Below are 14,592 nucleotides of genomic sequence, written 5' to 3' on the forward strand. Positions count from 1 at the left end.
GCCGATACACTCTGGCGATGTGAGAATCCAGGAACGCACTAAATTTGCCCTCGGCGCACGAATGACCTTTGACCTCAAAACGGCGGTCACAAATCTGAAGGGTTTGGGGCCGCAGCGAACTGCAATACTCGCCGAGCGCGGTATCACCACAGTTGGCGACCTGCTTTCCTATTTGCCGTTTCGCTATGAAGACCGCATTCGTTTCACGCCCATCGTCGAGCTCATCCCGGGACAAATCGCAACAGTCAAGGCAGAAGTCGACAGCGGAAGTTTGGTTCGCTTCGCGCGCCGCCGCAATGCGATGTTTTATCTGCGCGTGAAAGATGCGAGCAGCAGTCTGACCGCGCGTTTTTTCCACGGGACATATCTCGAAGGAAGGCTAAAGCCAGGCCAAACCCTTGTACTTCATGGCAAAGTCACCGTTGATCCCAACCGGCCCATGCGGATGGAAATGATTAATCCCGAGTTCGAGCTCCTCCACGTTGGGGATGGTCCCGCAGATTCAACGGAAGTGGGGCGCATTGTGCCCATATACGAAGCCATCGGCCCTATCACTTCGCGCATGCTGCGCCGCATCATCTATCGCATCCTGCAGGATTTTCCCGATGAGATCCCCGATCCTCTCCCTCCTGAAATGCTGCGCCGCTACGGCTTCCCTTCCCGCCGCGAAGCTCTTCCCTCAATTCATTTCCCACCGCACGATTCGGACATCAATGCGCTGAATGAATTCCGCAGCCCGGCCCAAGCGCGAATGATCTTCGAAGAGTTTTTCCTGTATCAACTTGGATTAGCGATTCGCCGCCAGCGAGAGCAGCGACAGCCCGGCTTTCCGATGCTCGTTCGCGAAGAACAAGTCCGCGAAGCCCTGAAGCGCATATTGCCATTCAAACCGACCAGTGCGCAGAAGCGCGTGCTTTCGGAGATTGCAGCGGACCTCGAAAAACCCAGACCAATGAACCGGCTCCTCGAAGGAGATGTTGGGAGCGGAAAAACCATCGTCGCACTCGAAGCGGCCACAATCGTGATCGAAAACGGATATCAAGTAGCATTGATGGCACCGACAGAAATTTTGGCCGTTCAGCACTTCTTGTCTGCACGCCGCGCCTTCGCACCAGCAGGTTATTCTGTTGAGCTGCTTGTTAGCGGAATGAAGCCGAGCAAGAAATCTGAAGCGCTGAAACGCATCACATCCGGAAAAGCGCAATTTATTGTCGGTACGCATGCGTTGATTGAAAACGCTGTGCAGTTTGCAAAACTGGGCCTGGCTATCATTGATGAGCAGCATCGCTTTGGTGTGCTACAACGCAAACGGCTCGCGGATAAGGGTGCAGCACCGCATACACTCGTAATGACCGCTACGCCCATCCCGCGGACTCTGGCACTAACAATCTACGGAGATCTCGATTTATCGATTATTGATGAAATGCCGCCCGGACGCACACCCATCGCGACAAGATGGAGTCCGCAGGAGCAGCTCGCGGGCGTCTGGGAATTCGTGGGACGGGAGGTGGCTGCGGGGCGCCAAGCATACATCATCTACCCCGTTGTCGAAGAATCGCAGCAGGAACTGAAAGCGGCGACAGCAGAATATGAACGGCTTTCACGAGGTGTATTTTCAAAGTGGAAGGTCGGCTTGCTTCATGGCCGGCTCCGGAGTGACGAAAAGGATGATGTCATGCACAGGTTTCGCCGTGGAGAGCTGCAAATTCTCGTTGCAACGACGGTCGTGGAGGTCGGCGTGGACGTGCGCAACGCTACAGTGATGGTGATCGAGCATGCCGATCGCTTTGGCCTCGCACAACTGCATCAGCTTCGTGGGCGCATCGGACGCGGCGCAGCGAAATCTTATTGCATTCTTGTCGCGCCGAAGAACGCCGTCGATGATGCGCGGCAGCGGCTGGAAACGATGGTTACCACGAACGACGGCTTCCAGATTGCTGAACAGGATTTGAAGCTGCGCGGTCCCGGGCAGTTTTTTGGTACTCGCCAACATGGCGACATCGGCTTTCATGTCGCTCATCCTCTGCGCGACCATAAGCTGCTCGACTTGGCGCGTGGCGAGGCTTTCGCTCTGGTCGAGTCTTCTTCGCGCTCCGCGGAACTGGAACGGCTCAAACAGTATCTCGGCCCCTCGTGGGAAAAACGGTTTCTGCTGGCATCGGTGGGATAAGAAATGCGCGTCATTGCCGGCAAATTCAAAAGCCGCAGATTGCACCCACCGCGCGGGATAGCGCTGCGGCCCACGAGCGATCGCTTGCGCGAAACGCTATTTAACATCCTGGGGCCAACCGTGGAAGGCTCGCTCTTCGTCGATGTCTTCGCTGGGACTGGAGCTGTAGGTATCGAAGCCATCAGTCGTGGCGCCGAGCAGGTGATTTTCATCGAAAAAAATACAAGTGCAGCGGAATTGATTCGCGAAAATCTGAAATCGCTGCGAATCGTCGGAGGGGTTGCGGTGCTTCCTTTCGAAGTCATTCGAGGGCTAAAGCAACTGGCAGCTCAGAGGATTCTCGCAGACCTCATATTCCTTGACCCGCCCTATGCGCAGCCTGCGGATTATCTTCACGTGCTGGAGTTCATCTCCGAGTCACATCTCCTCGCGCCCGGCGGACTTCTTATCGCCGAGCATGCGCGCAAGATGGAGCTGCCAGAAAAGCTAGAAAAATTAGAACGCTCGCGCCTCGTTGAACAGGGTGATTCTGCTTTGAGTTTCTACCACATGACGGTTGGATGAATTCCAGTCAAGCTAAAAATATGGGCCTGATCTTTTTGGCCAAAACGAATCTCCTTTTCGTCCGAATACGTCAATATCCGCAAGCAAGAATACGCAACTGCTTCTGAAATGATCCAAAGCGAAAATCCTAGCAGTGAGAGGAGTCGCGGTGTAAGAAGGAATGCAAGGATTGCAACGACCATCACAAATTTCACGATCCCGAGAAGAATCTTCCTCGTCATTGCGAAACTCTCCCCAGTCTAGTAAGTGCTGACGACCACCGCGTCTCTCTAATCTTTACGTAGAGAGAATATTAATCAGCCTAGCAACGTCTTGTTCGGTGTTGTAAATGTGAGGTGAAACGCGCAGCGCATTTTCACGCAAGCTGACGACTACATGCGCCGCCTGCAATTTTGCGAAGAGATCTCGCGTTCGTTCCAGCCGCCGCGCAGCCAAACAAACGTAAGACCCACGCCTCTCCTCGGCATTCGGACTCGTCAGAACGCATGTGTCGCGCGGCAGGCGCTCGATAAGTTGTGCCACCAGGCGCTGGTTGTGTTCCGCGATCTTCTGCGCTCCGATTCTCTCGATGAGTTCAAGCGATGCCTGCATCGCAGACAGGTTCGTGAAACTTGCTGTCTCTGGCGCATCCCATCGTCGCACTCCTTCTGTCGGCTTCACATTGTCGAGCGGAAGCGAATGGAAATTCCGCGCGCCCTCAATGGCCATCCAGTAAAAGGGCGCCGGCTGGAGTTTTTTCATCGCTTCACGGCGCGCCCAAAAAAAACCGGTTCCATAGGGGCTGAGCAGCCACTTGTAGCCAGAGCTGACTGCAAAATCCGCGCCCAACTCGGGTAAATTCAACGGAATCGCGCAAGCACATTGGCTCAAGTCAAGCAGCAGTGCCACTCCCGCTTTCCGGCAAGCTTCGGCGAGCGGCGCGACATCAATTCGCGAACCATTGTCAAAGCGCACCAGGCTTACGGACACCATGCGCGTTCGCGGGGTGAACTGTTCGATATAGTCCGCGGCGCCGAGAAAACGCTCGCGCGGAGCAATCACTCGGACGCGAGCGCGTCTGGCGTGCTCAAGCGGCATAAAAGTCGAAAAATGCGCCGGGAACTCACCCTGTCCGATCAGCACTTCATCATCTGGCTTCCAGTCGAAGTTTGCCGCGACTGCCGCCATGCCGTTGCTGGCCCCTGTCGTAATTGCGAACTCTTCCGGTTCGCCGCCGAGCAGTTTTGCCAGCAAATTCCGCACGCGATCCGGCAAATCGAAATACGCACCATCCGGTATGCGGTGTGGCAGCTTCTTCCATTCCAGCGAAAGCTGTGCCGCGCGCGCGGAAACGAGAGGCAAAGGCCCTTGTCCCGCGCAGTTCAGGTACGTCACTCCATCAAACTCAGCAAATTCCGAGCGATAGTCCAATTGGTCTCCCGAAGCGTCGCCGCGCTCAATGCTTCTAAAAATGTCCTCGCAATTCTCGGAAACTCGCGACCAGAATCAGTTTGCCAGCCCCGCTCTCTAATTCCGAATGCTCAAGCACCCAGGTGGCATGGTGCGGAATGAAAACGGCGTTCAGCCCTGCGCGCAGCGCGGGATTGATATCGCTGCGCGGGCTATTGCCCACCATCCAGCCATTCGATTTCACGATCTTGAATTGATGCACCACTTGCTCATACGTCGCATGATCCTTTTCCGAGACGATTTCAACAGCATCAAAGTACCGTGCTAGCCCCGAGCGTTCGACTTTTGCCGCTTGCTCCGCCGCTTCGCCCTTCGTCAAAAGAATAAGGCGATGACGCCCACTCAGATAAGCAAGCGTCTCCGGAACACCATCGAGGATTTGCGGGGGCGTGCGTTCAAGCTCGGCGGCCATTTTTTCGATTTCCTGGACGAATTCCCTGCGCGCCATGCCGCCGGCGAGTTTGAAATACGTGTCTTCCAGTGAACGGCGAAAACTCTTCACGCCATACCCATGCTGCAAAATATTGCGGCGCTCGGTCTCGTTGAGAATGCGCCGGCAATATTCGGCGCTAAAACCCAAATGAGCCAGGCCAGAAAGAAAACGGCCGATCGTTTGCTCGAAGAAGATGTTGTTCTCCCAGAGCGTGTCGTCCGCGTCGATTAAAATTGTTTGCCGACCCATTTTCGAATTCTTTCGCTCAAACTGTCCGCTTCTCGAAAGCTGTTCGCGTCCGCCGAACGTCACGCCGTTCGCAAGCAAGCACAGATTGGCTATTCTAATTTGAATCTTGTGCCCAAGTTCAGGATGCTTTGCGCACGCCGGCAGCAAGCTGTTCCAGAATCCCCTTCGCAAGCGTCTGCATTTCGCCGAATTGCGTCAGGTACTCTTGAAAATCTCGATTGAGCTCCAGCGCCTTGGAAGCATCCAGTCTCGTGCGCAGGATCATATCGCGCAGGTGAACCGGGTGAGGCAGAATTGCGTCGTCACGCAACTCTTCGAGCGCCGTCTCCGCGTTGTAATGATACATATCCCCTCCTTTGGCAGGAATATTCTAACCTGACGGAGGGCAATCAAGCAGCGGCAGGGAGGAATTCGTAGCGGTCAATTTGCGCCGCGACTCCGCGTCCATCTTCGCGTTCTTCAACGCGAACGATATTGCCAAAACAGCGAATCCGCACATCGCCTGCGAGAGTAATTTGTTGAGGAAGTGTCAAGACCAGTTCCACGCTCGTGCCTTGCTCCACAGGCGTATCCATCAGGAAATAAACACCGCGGAAACTGACGTCGCGTGTATGGGCCGTCTTTTCCTCGGTGTCGCTGTTATTGGCAAATCGAACCTGCAGGGGAAGCGACATCGTGAAGCGACGGGCGGTTCGGCGGTCCGTTGACTCAGAAGCCATGATTTCTCCCCCGAAAAGTTGTCCCGAATTGTCCTTACCCTAGCACCATGGGCATGTACGCGCAATTATTTTCCCTCGCATTCGCATGGGAATTCCAAGTGGCAGTACTATCCGCGATTTGGCGAAAATTCGCCAATCCGTTACACTGGCCAATTCGCATGGCGGAATCGTTTCACAGAACTTTCTTTTTGAGAGGCCCGGCCGGACGCATCGAAGCAATGCTCTGGACGGCCGCCATCGCCGATCCGCGCCGCGTTGCTGTCGTCTGCCATCCGCATCCTCTTTTTGGCGGCACGATGCACAATAAGGTCGTCTTCCAGATTGCGAAATCCCTTCACGCACTCAACGTTCCCGTCCTGCGCTTCAATTTTCGAGGCGCAGGACTGAGCGAAGGCGCTCACGATAAAGGCCACGGCGAAACTGGGGACGTTCGCGCGGCTCTGGATTATCTTGCGAACGAATTCCCGGAAAAACCAATCCTTCTGGCCGGTTTTAGCTTTGGTTCGTACGTTGGGTTGCGCGTCGGTTGTGAGGATCCTCGCGTCACGGAGCTCGTCGGCGCTGGAATTCCTGTGAATGACTCGGATCTGTCATATCTGGCACAATGCGCCAAGCCGAAACTCTTCTTGCAAAGCGCTCACGATCAATTCGGGTCACGCGAGCGCACTGAGGCGCTATTTGCCACGCTGACCGAACCAAAGAATCTCGTTTTCATTGACGCACCGGACCATTTTTTCGCGGGCAGGTTACCTCAGATGGGCGCGGAACTGGAGAAATGGCTTAAGGGCCGGGATTCCTTCGATTCGCGACGGTGAAATTGGAGTTAGCGCGCCGCAGCGAACATTCTCCGAAACTGCTCCTGCGGCACTGGCGGAATGCCAGCTATCTTCAAATTCGCGCGAACGTGATCCAGTCGTTTCATCCCCACGAGCCCGGCTGTAATTCCTGGTGCGGAACGCACGAATTGCAACGCGCAATCCAGATCGTTGCGCAGCCCCAGCGTTGCGTGAATGACCTCAGAAACTTTGCCTGCAAGATGGGTCTGCAGCAGTGAGGCACTTGCAATCAGCGCGACACCCAGCTCGCGCGCGGCTTGCACCATCGAAAGCGTTTTGCCACCGACATTCTGATTGGGCCGCATCAACGCTTCCGGCATCGCTAAGTTGAATGGTAACTGCACAAAGCGGAAATGGTGGTCGTTGCCTCCCGCTTGCCGCGCAATCCCTGCCATCTGCTCCAAGGACAGATAATCCTGTGAGCGAGGGTCATTCCGAAAAGCGTTCCATGTCGCGATGCCATACGCACGAATTTTCCCCGCGGCAGCCGCGGCTTCAAAAGTCTGAAATGCAGCCAGTATGCGCCTATTGAATTCATCGCGAGGAACCTCGCCGAGCTGCGTTTCCGGATTGTGCAAATAGAAAATGTCGATGCAAGAGACGCCCATATTGCGCTGGCTGCGCTCCAATTGACTCTCCAGATAGCGGGGTGTCATGCAGTGACACCCTGCTGCGATATCTTCGACGGCAAAAATGCCCCTCGAAATAAATTCGCGATAAAAGTAATCATTAGCGTCTGCTGGCATGTCGCCATCGGGTGTCAAGAAGCCGGCCTTCGTGCATAGGATCAACTCTTCTCGCGCGAAATCACGGGAAAAAAGCGCGGCGAGCGCAGCGCCCACCGAACGTTCGCTGCGCTGCAACCGATAATTTATCGCCGAGTCGATCAGATTGACGCCTCCCCTGACAGCGGCGCGAATGGCCTCCGTATAAGCGTTGTCCGTGGCAGCATCCGGTTCACCCAAATATGTTCCGATACCAATCGAGGAAACCAACAGGCCATGACGTTCGCGAAAATGCCCAGGAGCTGTGCGCCCTTCAAATCGAGCCGCGAACTTTCGAGATCCTTCGAAAGTGGCGAAGCCGGGTTTGAGCGTGGAAGGAGAGGTCATTTTGTGCAAGCAGCCAATGTCAATCGGCCAAACGGGCGCTGAGTATATCAGACCTGCTTCGAGGTCACGCGCGAGTTCTTTGCCAGCTGCACTGGCTGGACCTCCAGGGCGCGGCTCGTCATGTTGCCTGGCGGCTCCCCGCCCGCCGTTGCTTGCGCTAGAATCAACTCTCGCGCTTCAACTCGCAGTTGCGGCAATTTCCGCGAAAACAAGAAGGCGCCCGCCAGTGCACCGAGCCCGCCAAGGGCAACCGTCCACTGCGCGCCGATACGATCCGCTATCGCTCCCGCAAGAAACGAGCCCACCGGAGCCATGCCCATGAACATCATCGAATACACGGCCATGGTGCGGCCGCGTAGCCGGTTCGGGACCATTGCCTGAATCAGCGTGTTCGACGACGCCATCTGCACCATCATCGAAAACCCGGCTGGAACCAGCAAAACGATCGAAACAATACGCCAATGCGAAAACGAAAAGAGTATCAGCGCCAATCCGAATCCCGCGCACGAGTTCGCTACCCAATGACTAAGCCCTTTGAGTCCGGTTCTCGATGCCAGCACCAGCGCTCCGGTCAGTGCACCGATTCCAGTCGCGCCCATCAGTTCGCCCAGCGTCTGAGCATTTCCGTGGAGAATTTTCGCAGCGAACACAGGCATCAAAACCGAATAGGGCATGGCCACCAGACTCACGAGACCCAAAAGAAGCAGTAGTGCCCAAATTGGCGCCGTACGATGCACAAACCGAAACCCTTCCGCGATGTGGTCGATCGCCGAGGTCAGGTGTTCCTCAATGGTCTTTGGCTCCATGCGCATCATCAGCAGACCCGCAATCACAGCGATGTAACTCACCGAATTTGCAAAAAAGCACCAGCCCTCTCCGATGTAAGCCACTAGAACACCCGCGATCGCGGGACCAATTACGCGCGCTCCGTTGAACATCGACGAATTCAAAGCAATCGCGTTCATCAAATCTTCCCGGCCAACCATCTCGACGAGAAATGCCTGCCTCGTGGGAATATCAAACGCATTGACCACACCCATCAGCGCCGCCAGGGCCGCCACTTCCCAGACCTTGACGCGTCCGCTCAGCGTCAACGCCGCAAGAATCCCAGCGAGAATCATCGAGGCCGTTTGCGTCGCAACCACGACTTTGCGCCGATCGAACCGGTCAGCAACCATTCCACCGAGCGGCGCGAGTAAGAACACAGGAATTTGCCCGGCGAAAGCCACCGTGCCCAGCATTAGCGACGAACCGGTCAACCTGTAGACGAGCCACGCTTCGGCGATTGTGTCCATCCATGTGCCGATGAGCGAGATGAGTTGACCACCGAAGAAGAGCTGGAAATTGCGGTAGCGCAGCGCACGAAACATCACTGCACCGCGGGAAGGACGGCGTCCTCCGCCGTTCCCGATGGCGCCTTCTGTTACAACTGATGGACCGTCCTCAGGCATTTCCTCTTCTATGCAGACTCTTCTGCGGCCAGCACGCGAGCGCACGCGCGGAGGATTTTTCGATAGGGCCACTCCGCGTCACGAAACAGAATTTCGCCAGCTCGCGGCTTGGAATAGAACCAGCGTGCCAGAAGTGAGAGGTGTTCTTCGCGCTCAGTTGCGGATTCCGCATTGCGTTCAGCAATTTTACCCTGACCGCCGTCGTCGTGCGCAACCTTCTCCGACTCCAATTTCTTGAAGTGCTGCCGGATGATTTCCTCCACGGAACGCGGCTCGCTCGAAAGATCGCCGAAACAAAAAAATAATGGCTCAGCAATAAGACCGTTCAATACTGTGAAAATGCCGACTGTTTGCTCCTGCGCGGCGCGCTGCAATACCACGGCGTTCACCGCATCGATTCGCCGCACGACTTCCGGCAGCCCGCGCAGCACATCGGTAACTTTCTCCAGTTTTTTGTGCAACCCGGCCGCCCGTTCGAAGTCCATCGCTTCGCTCGCAGCCTCCCGTTCGTGTTCGATCCCACCCACTAGAGAGGAGCCTTGCGATTCCAGTGTCTCCACCGCGCGACGCACCTCCGCGTCATATTCTTCCTTCGTGCAACCTGCAAAACACGGAGCCAGGCACATTTTCATCTCGGAATAGATGCATCCAGGAAAATGCGGGTCGCAGCGGATTTTGATCTGGCAGCGCCGAACCTTGAATAAATCCAAAAAATGATTCGCAAACGATTCCGCGGCCCTACGCGAAGAGAACGGTCCAAAATAATATCCGCCGTCGTCCAAAATTCTCCGTGTGACGTAGCAACGCGGATAAGAATTTCGCAGATTCACTTTCAATAGTGCTGGGGGGCGTAAATGCAAAAAGCTCCGATAGCGTGCGCGGAAATTGGCGCGCGCATGTTCGTACAGAGCCAACGCTTGCTCGAATCGTGAACCCGTCACGCGATAACGAAACGCCTTAGCCACTTCGCGCAAACTGAGGCGTTTCGTCGCGGTATCCGGCTGGCGAAGCAGCCTCTCGGCCGCACGGCGCAAATCGGCAGTGCGTGCCAGATAGGGCTTCGCCTTCGTTCCCTCTCCAATCGAACGATTTTCGATCAGAAAGATTCCAGAATGGGACGGAATCGCAGAAAAAAATTGCTCCTCGCGGGCGGGATCAAATTCGAGTTTTGCGTCGAACGCCAGCACAGAGCAAGGATACACGAACTCAAGCGGCCGAGAATTGTTCAGTTCGAGTCTCTAGGGAAGGTGGCTAATACGATTTCAAGACCCACGCGGCAATCACCAGGCGCTGGATTTCGCTCGTGCCCTCATAAATTTCCGTGATGCGTGCGTCGCGATAGGAGCGTTCGACCGGATACTCACGGCTATAGCCGTTGCCGCCATGAATCTGAATCGCCCTGTGTGCCACGCGCGTGGCCATCTCCGAAGCGAAAAGTTTCGCGATGGCAGCTTCCATCGAAAATCGGGAGTCGCTGTCTTGTTTCCAGGCAGCTTTGCGCACGAGCAACCGCGCGGCATCAATTTCTGTAGCCATGTCAGCGAGCATGAACTGAATCGCCTGGAACCCAGATATGGCGTGGCCGAAAGCCTGTCTCTCCTGCGCGTAGGCCAGGGCGGCTTCAAACGCTCCCTGCGCGATTCCCGTGGCCTGTGCAGCGATCCCGATGCGGCCGCCATCGAGCGTCGAGAGCGCCACCCTGTAGCCTTCGCCTTCCTCGCCAATGCGATTCGCCGCCGGCACTTCGCAATCCGTAAAGGAAAGCTCGCAACACGCTGTCGCGTTGATGCCCAGTTTTTTTTCTTCCTTGCCCACCGCGAACCCCGGCGTCCCTTTTTCAATCACGAGCGCGGTGATCCCCTTTTCGCCCCTCTCTGGGTGTGTATTTGTGTAGACAATCGCAGCGTCCGCTGCCCCGCCATTAGTGATCCAAGCCTTTGTCCCGTTGACGACATACTTGTCGCCCTTCAGAGTCGCCTTCGTGCGAAGCGCAGCAGCATTCGATCCCGCGTGCGGCTCGGTCAACGCATAGCAACCGATTTTTTCTCCCCGCGCATACGGCATCAGCAATCGTATCTTCTGCTCCTCAGTTCCAAACCGGTAAATCGGATCGCAATAGAGCGAATTCTGTACAGAGAGAATCACTCCCGTGGAAGCGCAGACACGCGAGATTTCCTCAATGACGATGCTGTAGCTGAGATGATCCATTCCCGCGCCGCCGTATTGCTCGGGAAACGCAACTGCCGTCAGTCCAAGCTCTGCCGCTTTGCGAAACGTCTCACGCGGGAAATGCCCCGTTTCGTCCAGATCTCTCGCCAGAGGCTTCACTTCCGATTCTGCAAAGTCATGCACAGTTCGTTGCAGCAGTTTCTGCTCTTCCGTAAGCCCTAGATCCAATTTCTCGCCCCCTTTGGTTTCATTTCCAAAGCAAATAAAACGCTCGTGCGTTAGACATTCAACGCGCCGTGCAACTTTTCATACGTCAGCGAAAGGTCCTCCGGCTCAAGCCTCGTTTCGCCGATTGTGGACATGAAATTCGCATCACCGACCCATCTTGGCACGATATGCAAATGCAGATGCCCTACCACTCCTGCGCCCGCACAACGTCCAAGATTCATCCCCAAATTGTAGCCCTGCGGATGATAGATGTTTGAAAGGATGCGCTCCGTTTTCTGCGCCATGCGCATCATTTCGGCAAGCGCTTCGGAATCGCACTCGGCAAGGTCCGCGACGTGCGCATATGGCACGACCATTACGTGCCCAGTTGTATAGGGATAGCGATTCAAAATGACGAAACAAAGTTTGCCACGAAAAACGATTTGGCTCTTCGCGTCATCCTTCAGCGCGAGTGCCTCGCAGAAGATGCATCGTTCATCCTTGTTGCTTTCAGCGATGTAGCGATAGCGCCACGGAGTCCAGAGGAAATCCATCCCAATCGGCTGCCTTAGCCCTGTGCGGTAGGTTCGGACGCTGCGGCAGGTGCTGTGGTTTTCTGGCTATTTACGAAGTCTTTCAATTCCTTACTTGGCTTGAAAAATGGAATTCTCTTCGGAGGAACCTCCACCTTCGCGCCGGTCTTTGGATTGCGCCCGACGCGCCCGCGCCGTTCGCGCGAGCGGAAACTGCCGAAGCCGCGAATTTCGATTTTGTCGTTCTTTTGCAGCGCTTCAATAATGCTTTCAAACACGGTTTCCACAACCGTTTCCGATTCTTTGCGCGGCAGCTCCGTGACGCGAATCACTTCCTCAATCAGATCCGCCTTCGTTACTGTGCGCTCACTCGTTTCCGGCTTACCCGCAGCGCTTGCCATGGGCTGACCGCCCTCCTCTTGCATCAAGTTCCAATTTGGATCACGGACTGGGTTGTCGTTTCAACCCTAAGCGTCTCGGCCCCTATGGCCATCGGCGCATTTGGTGGCCCTTCCATATCACCAATGCGCCTAGGACGCAAACGTAAATCTTTTTGTATTGAGCGCAACCGTGCCGAAACTCTTTTTAGTTCGCCTGGCGCTTGGCAAGAATCGCATCTCCGATTGTTGCCGTCGGCGAACTCTTGGACGACCGGAAAACTTCAATTTCCTTGCGTTCTACCTGCTTCTGCGCTGCCCGATAGCTCAGGCTGATTTTGCGCTGCTCCATGTCCAACCGGATAATCTTGAAGTCGTATTCCTGGCCTTGCACAAGCGTAGATGCTGGCTTCCCTATCTTCCTCTTGGCGCGATCGCCGGCATTGCCTTTCGGACGGCGTTCCTCAATCTCGGAAATATGGCACAATCCCTCGATTCCTTCTGCCAACTCAACGAACGAACCGAAGTCCGCGTTGCGAACGACTTTCCCTTTTATCACGTCGTTCAATTTGTGCCCGGCAAACCAGTTGGCCCAAATGTCGTTAAGTTGCTTGATTCCCAAGGACAATCTCCGGTGCTCCGCGTCGATTTTCAGCACTTTCGCCTGCACCGTGTCGCCTTTCTTCAATTTTTCGCTTGGGTGCTTGGCGCGCTCGGTCCAGCTGAAATCGCTGATATGAATCAACCCCTCGATTCCCTCCTCGAGTTCCACAAACGCACCAAATTCCGTCAGGTTTCGCACGCGTCCGGTCACGATTGAACCCACTGCATACCTCTCGGCAATACCCGCCCATGGATCGGGAGTCACTTGCTTCAGACCCAAGGAGATGCGTCGCTGCTCTGGTTTCACTTCCAGTACAGCCACTTCCACCTCGTCGCCTTCCTTCACCAGCTTCGATGGGTGCTTCAGACGTTTCGACCAACTCATCTCGCTGACGTGAACCAGTCCCTCAACACCGGGTTCGATCTGCACAAATGCCCCATAATCGGCCACGCCCACGATGCGACCTCGCAGTCGCGTGCCCATCGGGAAGCGCTCCGGCACAGTTGCCCATGGATCAGGGAGTAATTGCTTGCGCCCCAACGAAATTCGCATCTTCTCTTTGTCAAACCGGAGAATCTGGACTTCGATTTCCTGCCCCTGTGAAACCGCTTCATTCGGATGGGCGATCCGTCCCCACACCAAATCACTGATATGCAGCAAACCGTCCAGCCCGCCGAGATCCACAAACACGCCGTACGGCGTGATGTTCTTGACCTTGCCCGCGACGACAGCGCCTTCATTCAGCGATGCTGCAAGCTCCTCGCGCTGTTTCTTCTGTTCTTCTTCCAGCACCGCGCGTCGGCTGACGACAACGTTGCCGCGCTTGCGGTTCAATTTCAGCACGCGGCATTCGATTTCCTTGTCCTTCCATGTTTCCAGATCGTGCGTAGGACGAGTATCCAGTTGAGAAGCAGGCAAGAACGCTCGCACGCCGATGTCGACCACTAAACCGCCCTTGATTCGGTCGACGATCTTGCCCTTCAGACTCAAGCCTTCGCGATGCGACTTCTCGATTTGCTCCCAAACGCGTCGCCGGTGCGCCCGCGTATGCGAAAGAATCGCATAGCCTTCCTTTTGCTCATGCGTCCGCTCGACCTCGATTGTGTCCCCGACCTGAAACGGAATCCCGCCGGTCTCGACAAATTCCTGCGCCAGAACAATCCCTTCCAACTTTGCGCCAACATCCACCACAACGCCGAGATCATTGATAGCAATCACGTGTCCCTCGAAAATCTCGCCACTGCTCGGAGCCGTGGAAGGCGTCGCATATTGCTCGATGAGCTGCTCCATCGGCTGTTCATTTACCTTGGAGGCTTCACCGGGCGCTTGCTCCTCCACTTGGCCGGAGATCTCTTTCGCGGATTCTCCGGCACCATCATGCTCCTGAGCGTTGGAAATTTCCTCGGGGCTTGAAGAAATACGAGAAACCGACTCTAGGCCCGGCTCCGGGGTTTCGAGGTTTGCAACAGGAGATTGCTCAATGGCTGGCCTTGGAGTTGCTCCGGAACGACTTTGCGTGTGGGTCGGCTCCTCGACCGTAGCAGCTTGCGCGGTGGAACCTTCCATATTCGAGCCTTCAAACTCGGGCGACATTCCTGCGGCCTTTCAGAGGAACTTACCCTGCTCACCGAGTAAATCCTCGGAGACCCCACCCCGTGGGCGAGAGTTATAGAGGGGACGCAGCGACCGTTAACGCGCTGTATCGTCAAAATGATACGT

Annotated in this window: 14 protein-coding genes; 3 read left to right on the top strand and 11 right to left on the bottom strand. The window is 55.6% G+C overall.

Annotated features, from left to right (window positions below; translation table 11 throughout):
• Positions 1 to 61: 61 nt before the first annotated feature.
• Positions 62 to 2,170, top strand: coding sequence for an ATP-dependent DNA helicase RecG (recG, locus tag VGR81_09055; GenBank protein HEV2289087.1), 2,109 nt, complete (start codon positions 62 to 64; stop codon positions 2,168 to 2,170).
• Positions 2,171 to 2,173: 3 nt separating this feature from the next.
• Entirely contained in the window at positions 2,174 to 2,734 is a 561-nt protein-coding gene (rsmD, locus tag VGR81_09060; protein HEV2289088.1) for a 16S rRNA (guanine(966)-N(2))-methyltransferase RsmD, read from the top strand.
• A 276-nt stretch (positions 2,735 to 3,010) separates the two neighbouring features.
• On the opposite strand, the gene VGR81_09065 is transcribed toward rsmD, so the two are convergent.
• The 4 genes from VGR81_09065 to VGR81_09080 all read right to left on the bottom strand — a co-directional run bounded on the left by VGR81_09065 (position 3,011) and on the right by VGR81_09080 (position 5,584).
• Positions 3,011 to 4,144, bottom strand: a complete 1,134-nt coding sequence (locus VGR81_09065; protein ID HEV2289089.1) for an aminotransferase class V-fold PLP-dependent enzyme — start codon at positions 4,142 to 4,144, stop codon at positions 3,011 to 3,013.
• A gap of 34 nt (positions 4,145 to 4,178) precedes the next feature.
• Positions 4,179 to 4,865, bottom strand: a complete 687-nt coding sequence (locus VGR81_09070; GenBank protein ID HEV2289090.1) for an HAD family hydrolase — start codon at positions 4,863 to 4,865, stop codon at positions 4,179 to 4,181.
• A gap of 118 nt (positions 4,866 to 4,983) precedes the next feature.
• A complete protein-coding gene (locus VGR81_09075) occupies positions 4,984 to 5,211 on the bottom strand; it encodes a hypothetical protein (GenBank protein HEV2289091.1) in 228 nt (75 codons plus the stop codon).
• A gap of 43 nt (positions 5,212 to 5,254) precedes the next feature.
• Complete coding sequence (locus VGR81_09080; GenBank protein HEV2289092.1) at positions 5,255 to 5,584, bottom strand: PilZ domain-containing protein; 330 nt, start codon at positions 5,582 to 5,584, stop codon at positions 5,255 to 5,257.
• Between the two features lie 188 nt (positions 5,585 to 5,772).
• Here VGR81_09080 and VGR81_09085 point away from each other — a divergent pair, with 188 nt between their 5' ends.
• On the top strand, positions 5,773 to 6,399 hold the full coding sequence (locus tag VGR81_09085) for an alpha/beta fold hydrolase (GenBank protein ID HEV2289093.1): 627 nt from the start codon (positions 5,773 to 5,775) through the stop codon (positions 6,397 to 6,399).
• Positions 6,400 to 6,407: 8 nt separating this feature from the next.
• Here VGR81_09085 and VGR81_09090 read toward each other — a convergent pair whose 3' ends face one another.
• From VGR81_09090 to VGR81_09120, 7 genes are all read right to left on the bottom strand, one after another.
• Entirely contained in the window at positions 6,408 to 7,532 is a 1,125-nt protein-coding gene (locus tag VGR81_09090; protein HEV2289094.1) for an aldo/keto reductase, read from the bottom strand.
• A gap of 47 nt (positions 7,533 to 7,579) precedes the next feature.
• Positions 7,580 to 8,983, bottom strand: coding sequence for an MFS transporter (locus VGR81_09095; protein HEV2289095.1), 1,404 nt, complete (start codon positions 8,981 to 8,983; stop codon positions 7,580 to 7,582).
• Positions 8,984 to 8,991: 8 nt separating this feature from the next.
• Positions 8,992 to 10,185: a hypothetical protein gene (locus VGR81_09100; GenBank protein HEV2289096.1), complete on the bottom strand. Its 1,194-nt coding sequence runs from the start codon at positions 10,183 to 10,185 to the stop codon at positions 8,992 to 8,994.
• 49 nt (positions 10,186 to 10,234) lie between these two features.
• Positions 10,235 to 11,380: an acyl-CoA dehydrogenase gene (locus tag VGR81_09105; protein ID HEV2289097.1), complete on the bottom strand. Its 1,146-nt coding sequence runs from the start codon at positions 11,378 to 11,380 to the stop codon at positions 10,235 to 10,237.
• Positions 11,381 to 11,430: 50 nt separating this feature from the next.
• On the bottom strand, positions 11,431 to 11,913 hold the full coding sequence (locus VGR81_09110) for an HIT domain-containing protein (GenBank protein ID HEV2289098.1): 483 nt from the start codon (positions 11,911 to 11,913) through the stop codon (positions 11,431 to 11,433).
• Between the two features lie 14 nt (positions 11,914 to 11,927).
• Positions 11,928 to 12,293, bottom strand: a complete 366-nt coding sequence (locus VGR81_09115) for an HU family DNA-binding protein (protein ID HEV2289099.1) — start codon at positions 12,291 to 12,293, stop codon at positions 11,928 to 11,930.
• 184 nt (positions 12,294 to 12,477) lie between these two features.
• Complete coding sequence (locus VGR81_09120; GenBank protein ID HEV2289100.1) at positions 12,478 to 14,466, bottom strand: 30S ribosomal protein S1; 1,989 nt, start codon at positions 14,464 to 14,466, stop codon at positions 12,478 to 12,480.
• Positions 14,467 to 14,592 lie beyond the last annotated feature (126 nt).

The organism is Candidatus Acidiferrales bacterium (genome assembly GCA_035934015.1).
Classification (GTDB): domain Bacteria; phylum Acidobacteriota; class Terriglobia; order Acidiferrales; family UBA7541; genus DAHUXN01.

Excerpts from the sequence above, each read along its gene's own strand:
- VGR81_09115 (HEV2289099.1), bottom strand. The coding sequence starts at position 12,293 with ATGGCAAGCGCTGCGGGTAAGCCGGAAACGAGTGAGCGCACAGTAACG.
- VGR81_09110 (HEV2289098.1), bottom strand. The coding sequence starts at position 11,913 with ATGGATTTCCTCTGGACTCCGTGGCGCTATCGCTACATCGCTGAAAGC.
- VGR81_09080 (HEV2289092.1), bottom strand. The coding sequence starts at position 5,584 with ATGGCTTCTGAGTCAACGGACCGCCGAACCGCCCGTCGCTTCACGATG.
- VGR81_09120 (HEV2289100.1), bottom strand. The coding sequence starts at position 14,466 with ATGTCGCCCGAGTTTGAAGGCTCGAATATGGAAGGTTCCACCGCGCAA.
- VGR81_09090 (HEV2289094.1), bottom strand. The coding sequence starts at position 7,532 with ATGACCTCTCCTTCCACGCTCAAACCCGGCTTCGCCACTTTCGAAGGA.
- VGR81_09070 (HEV2289090.1), bottom strand. The coding sequence starts at position 4,865 with ATGGGTCGGCAAACAATTTTAATCGACGCGGACGACACGCTCTGGGAG.
- rsmD (HEV2289088.1), top strand. The coding sequence starts at position 2,174 with ATGCGCGTCATTGCCGGCAAATTCAAAAGCCGCAGATTGCACCCACCG.
- VGR81_09095 (HEV2289095.1), bottom strand. The coding sequence starts at position 8,983 with ATGCCTGAGGACGGTCCATCAGTTGTAACAGAAGGCGCCATCGGGAAC.
- VGR81_09075 (HEV2289091.1), bottom strand. The coding sequence starts at position 5,211 with ATGTATCATTACAACGCGGAGACGGCGCTCGAAGAGTTGCGTGACGAC.
- recG (HEV2289087.1), top strand. The coding sequence starts at position 62 with ATGACCTTTGACCTCAAAACGGCGGTCACAAATCTGAAGGGTTTGGGG.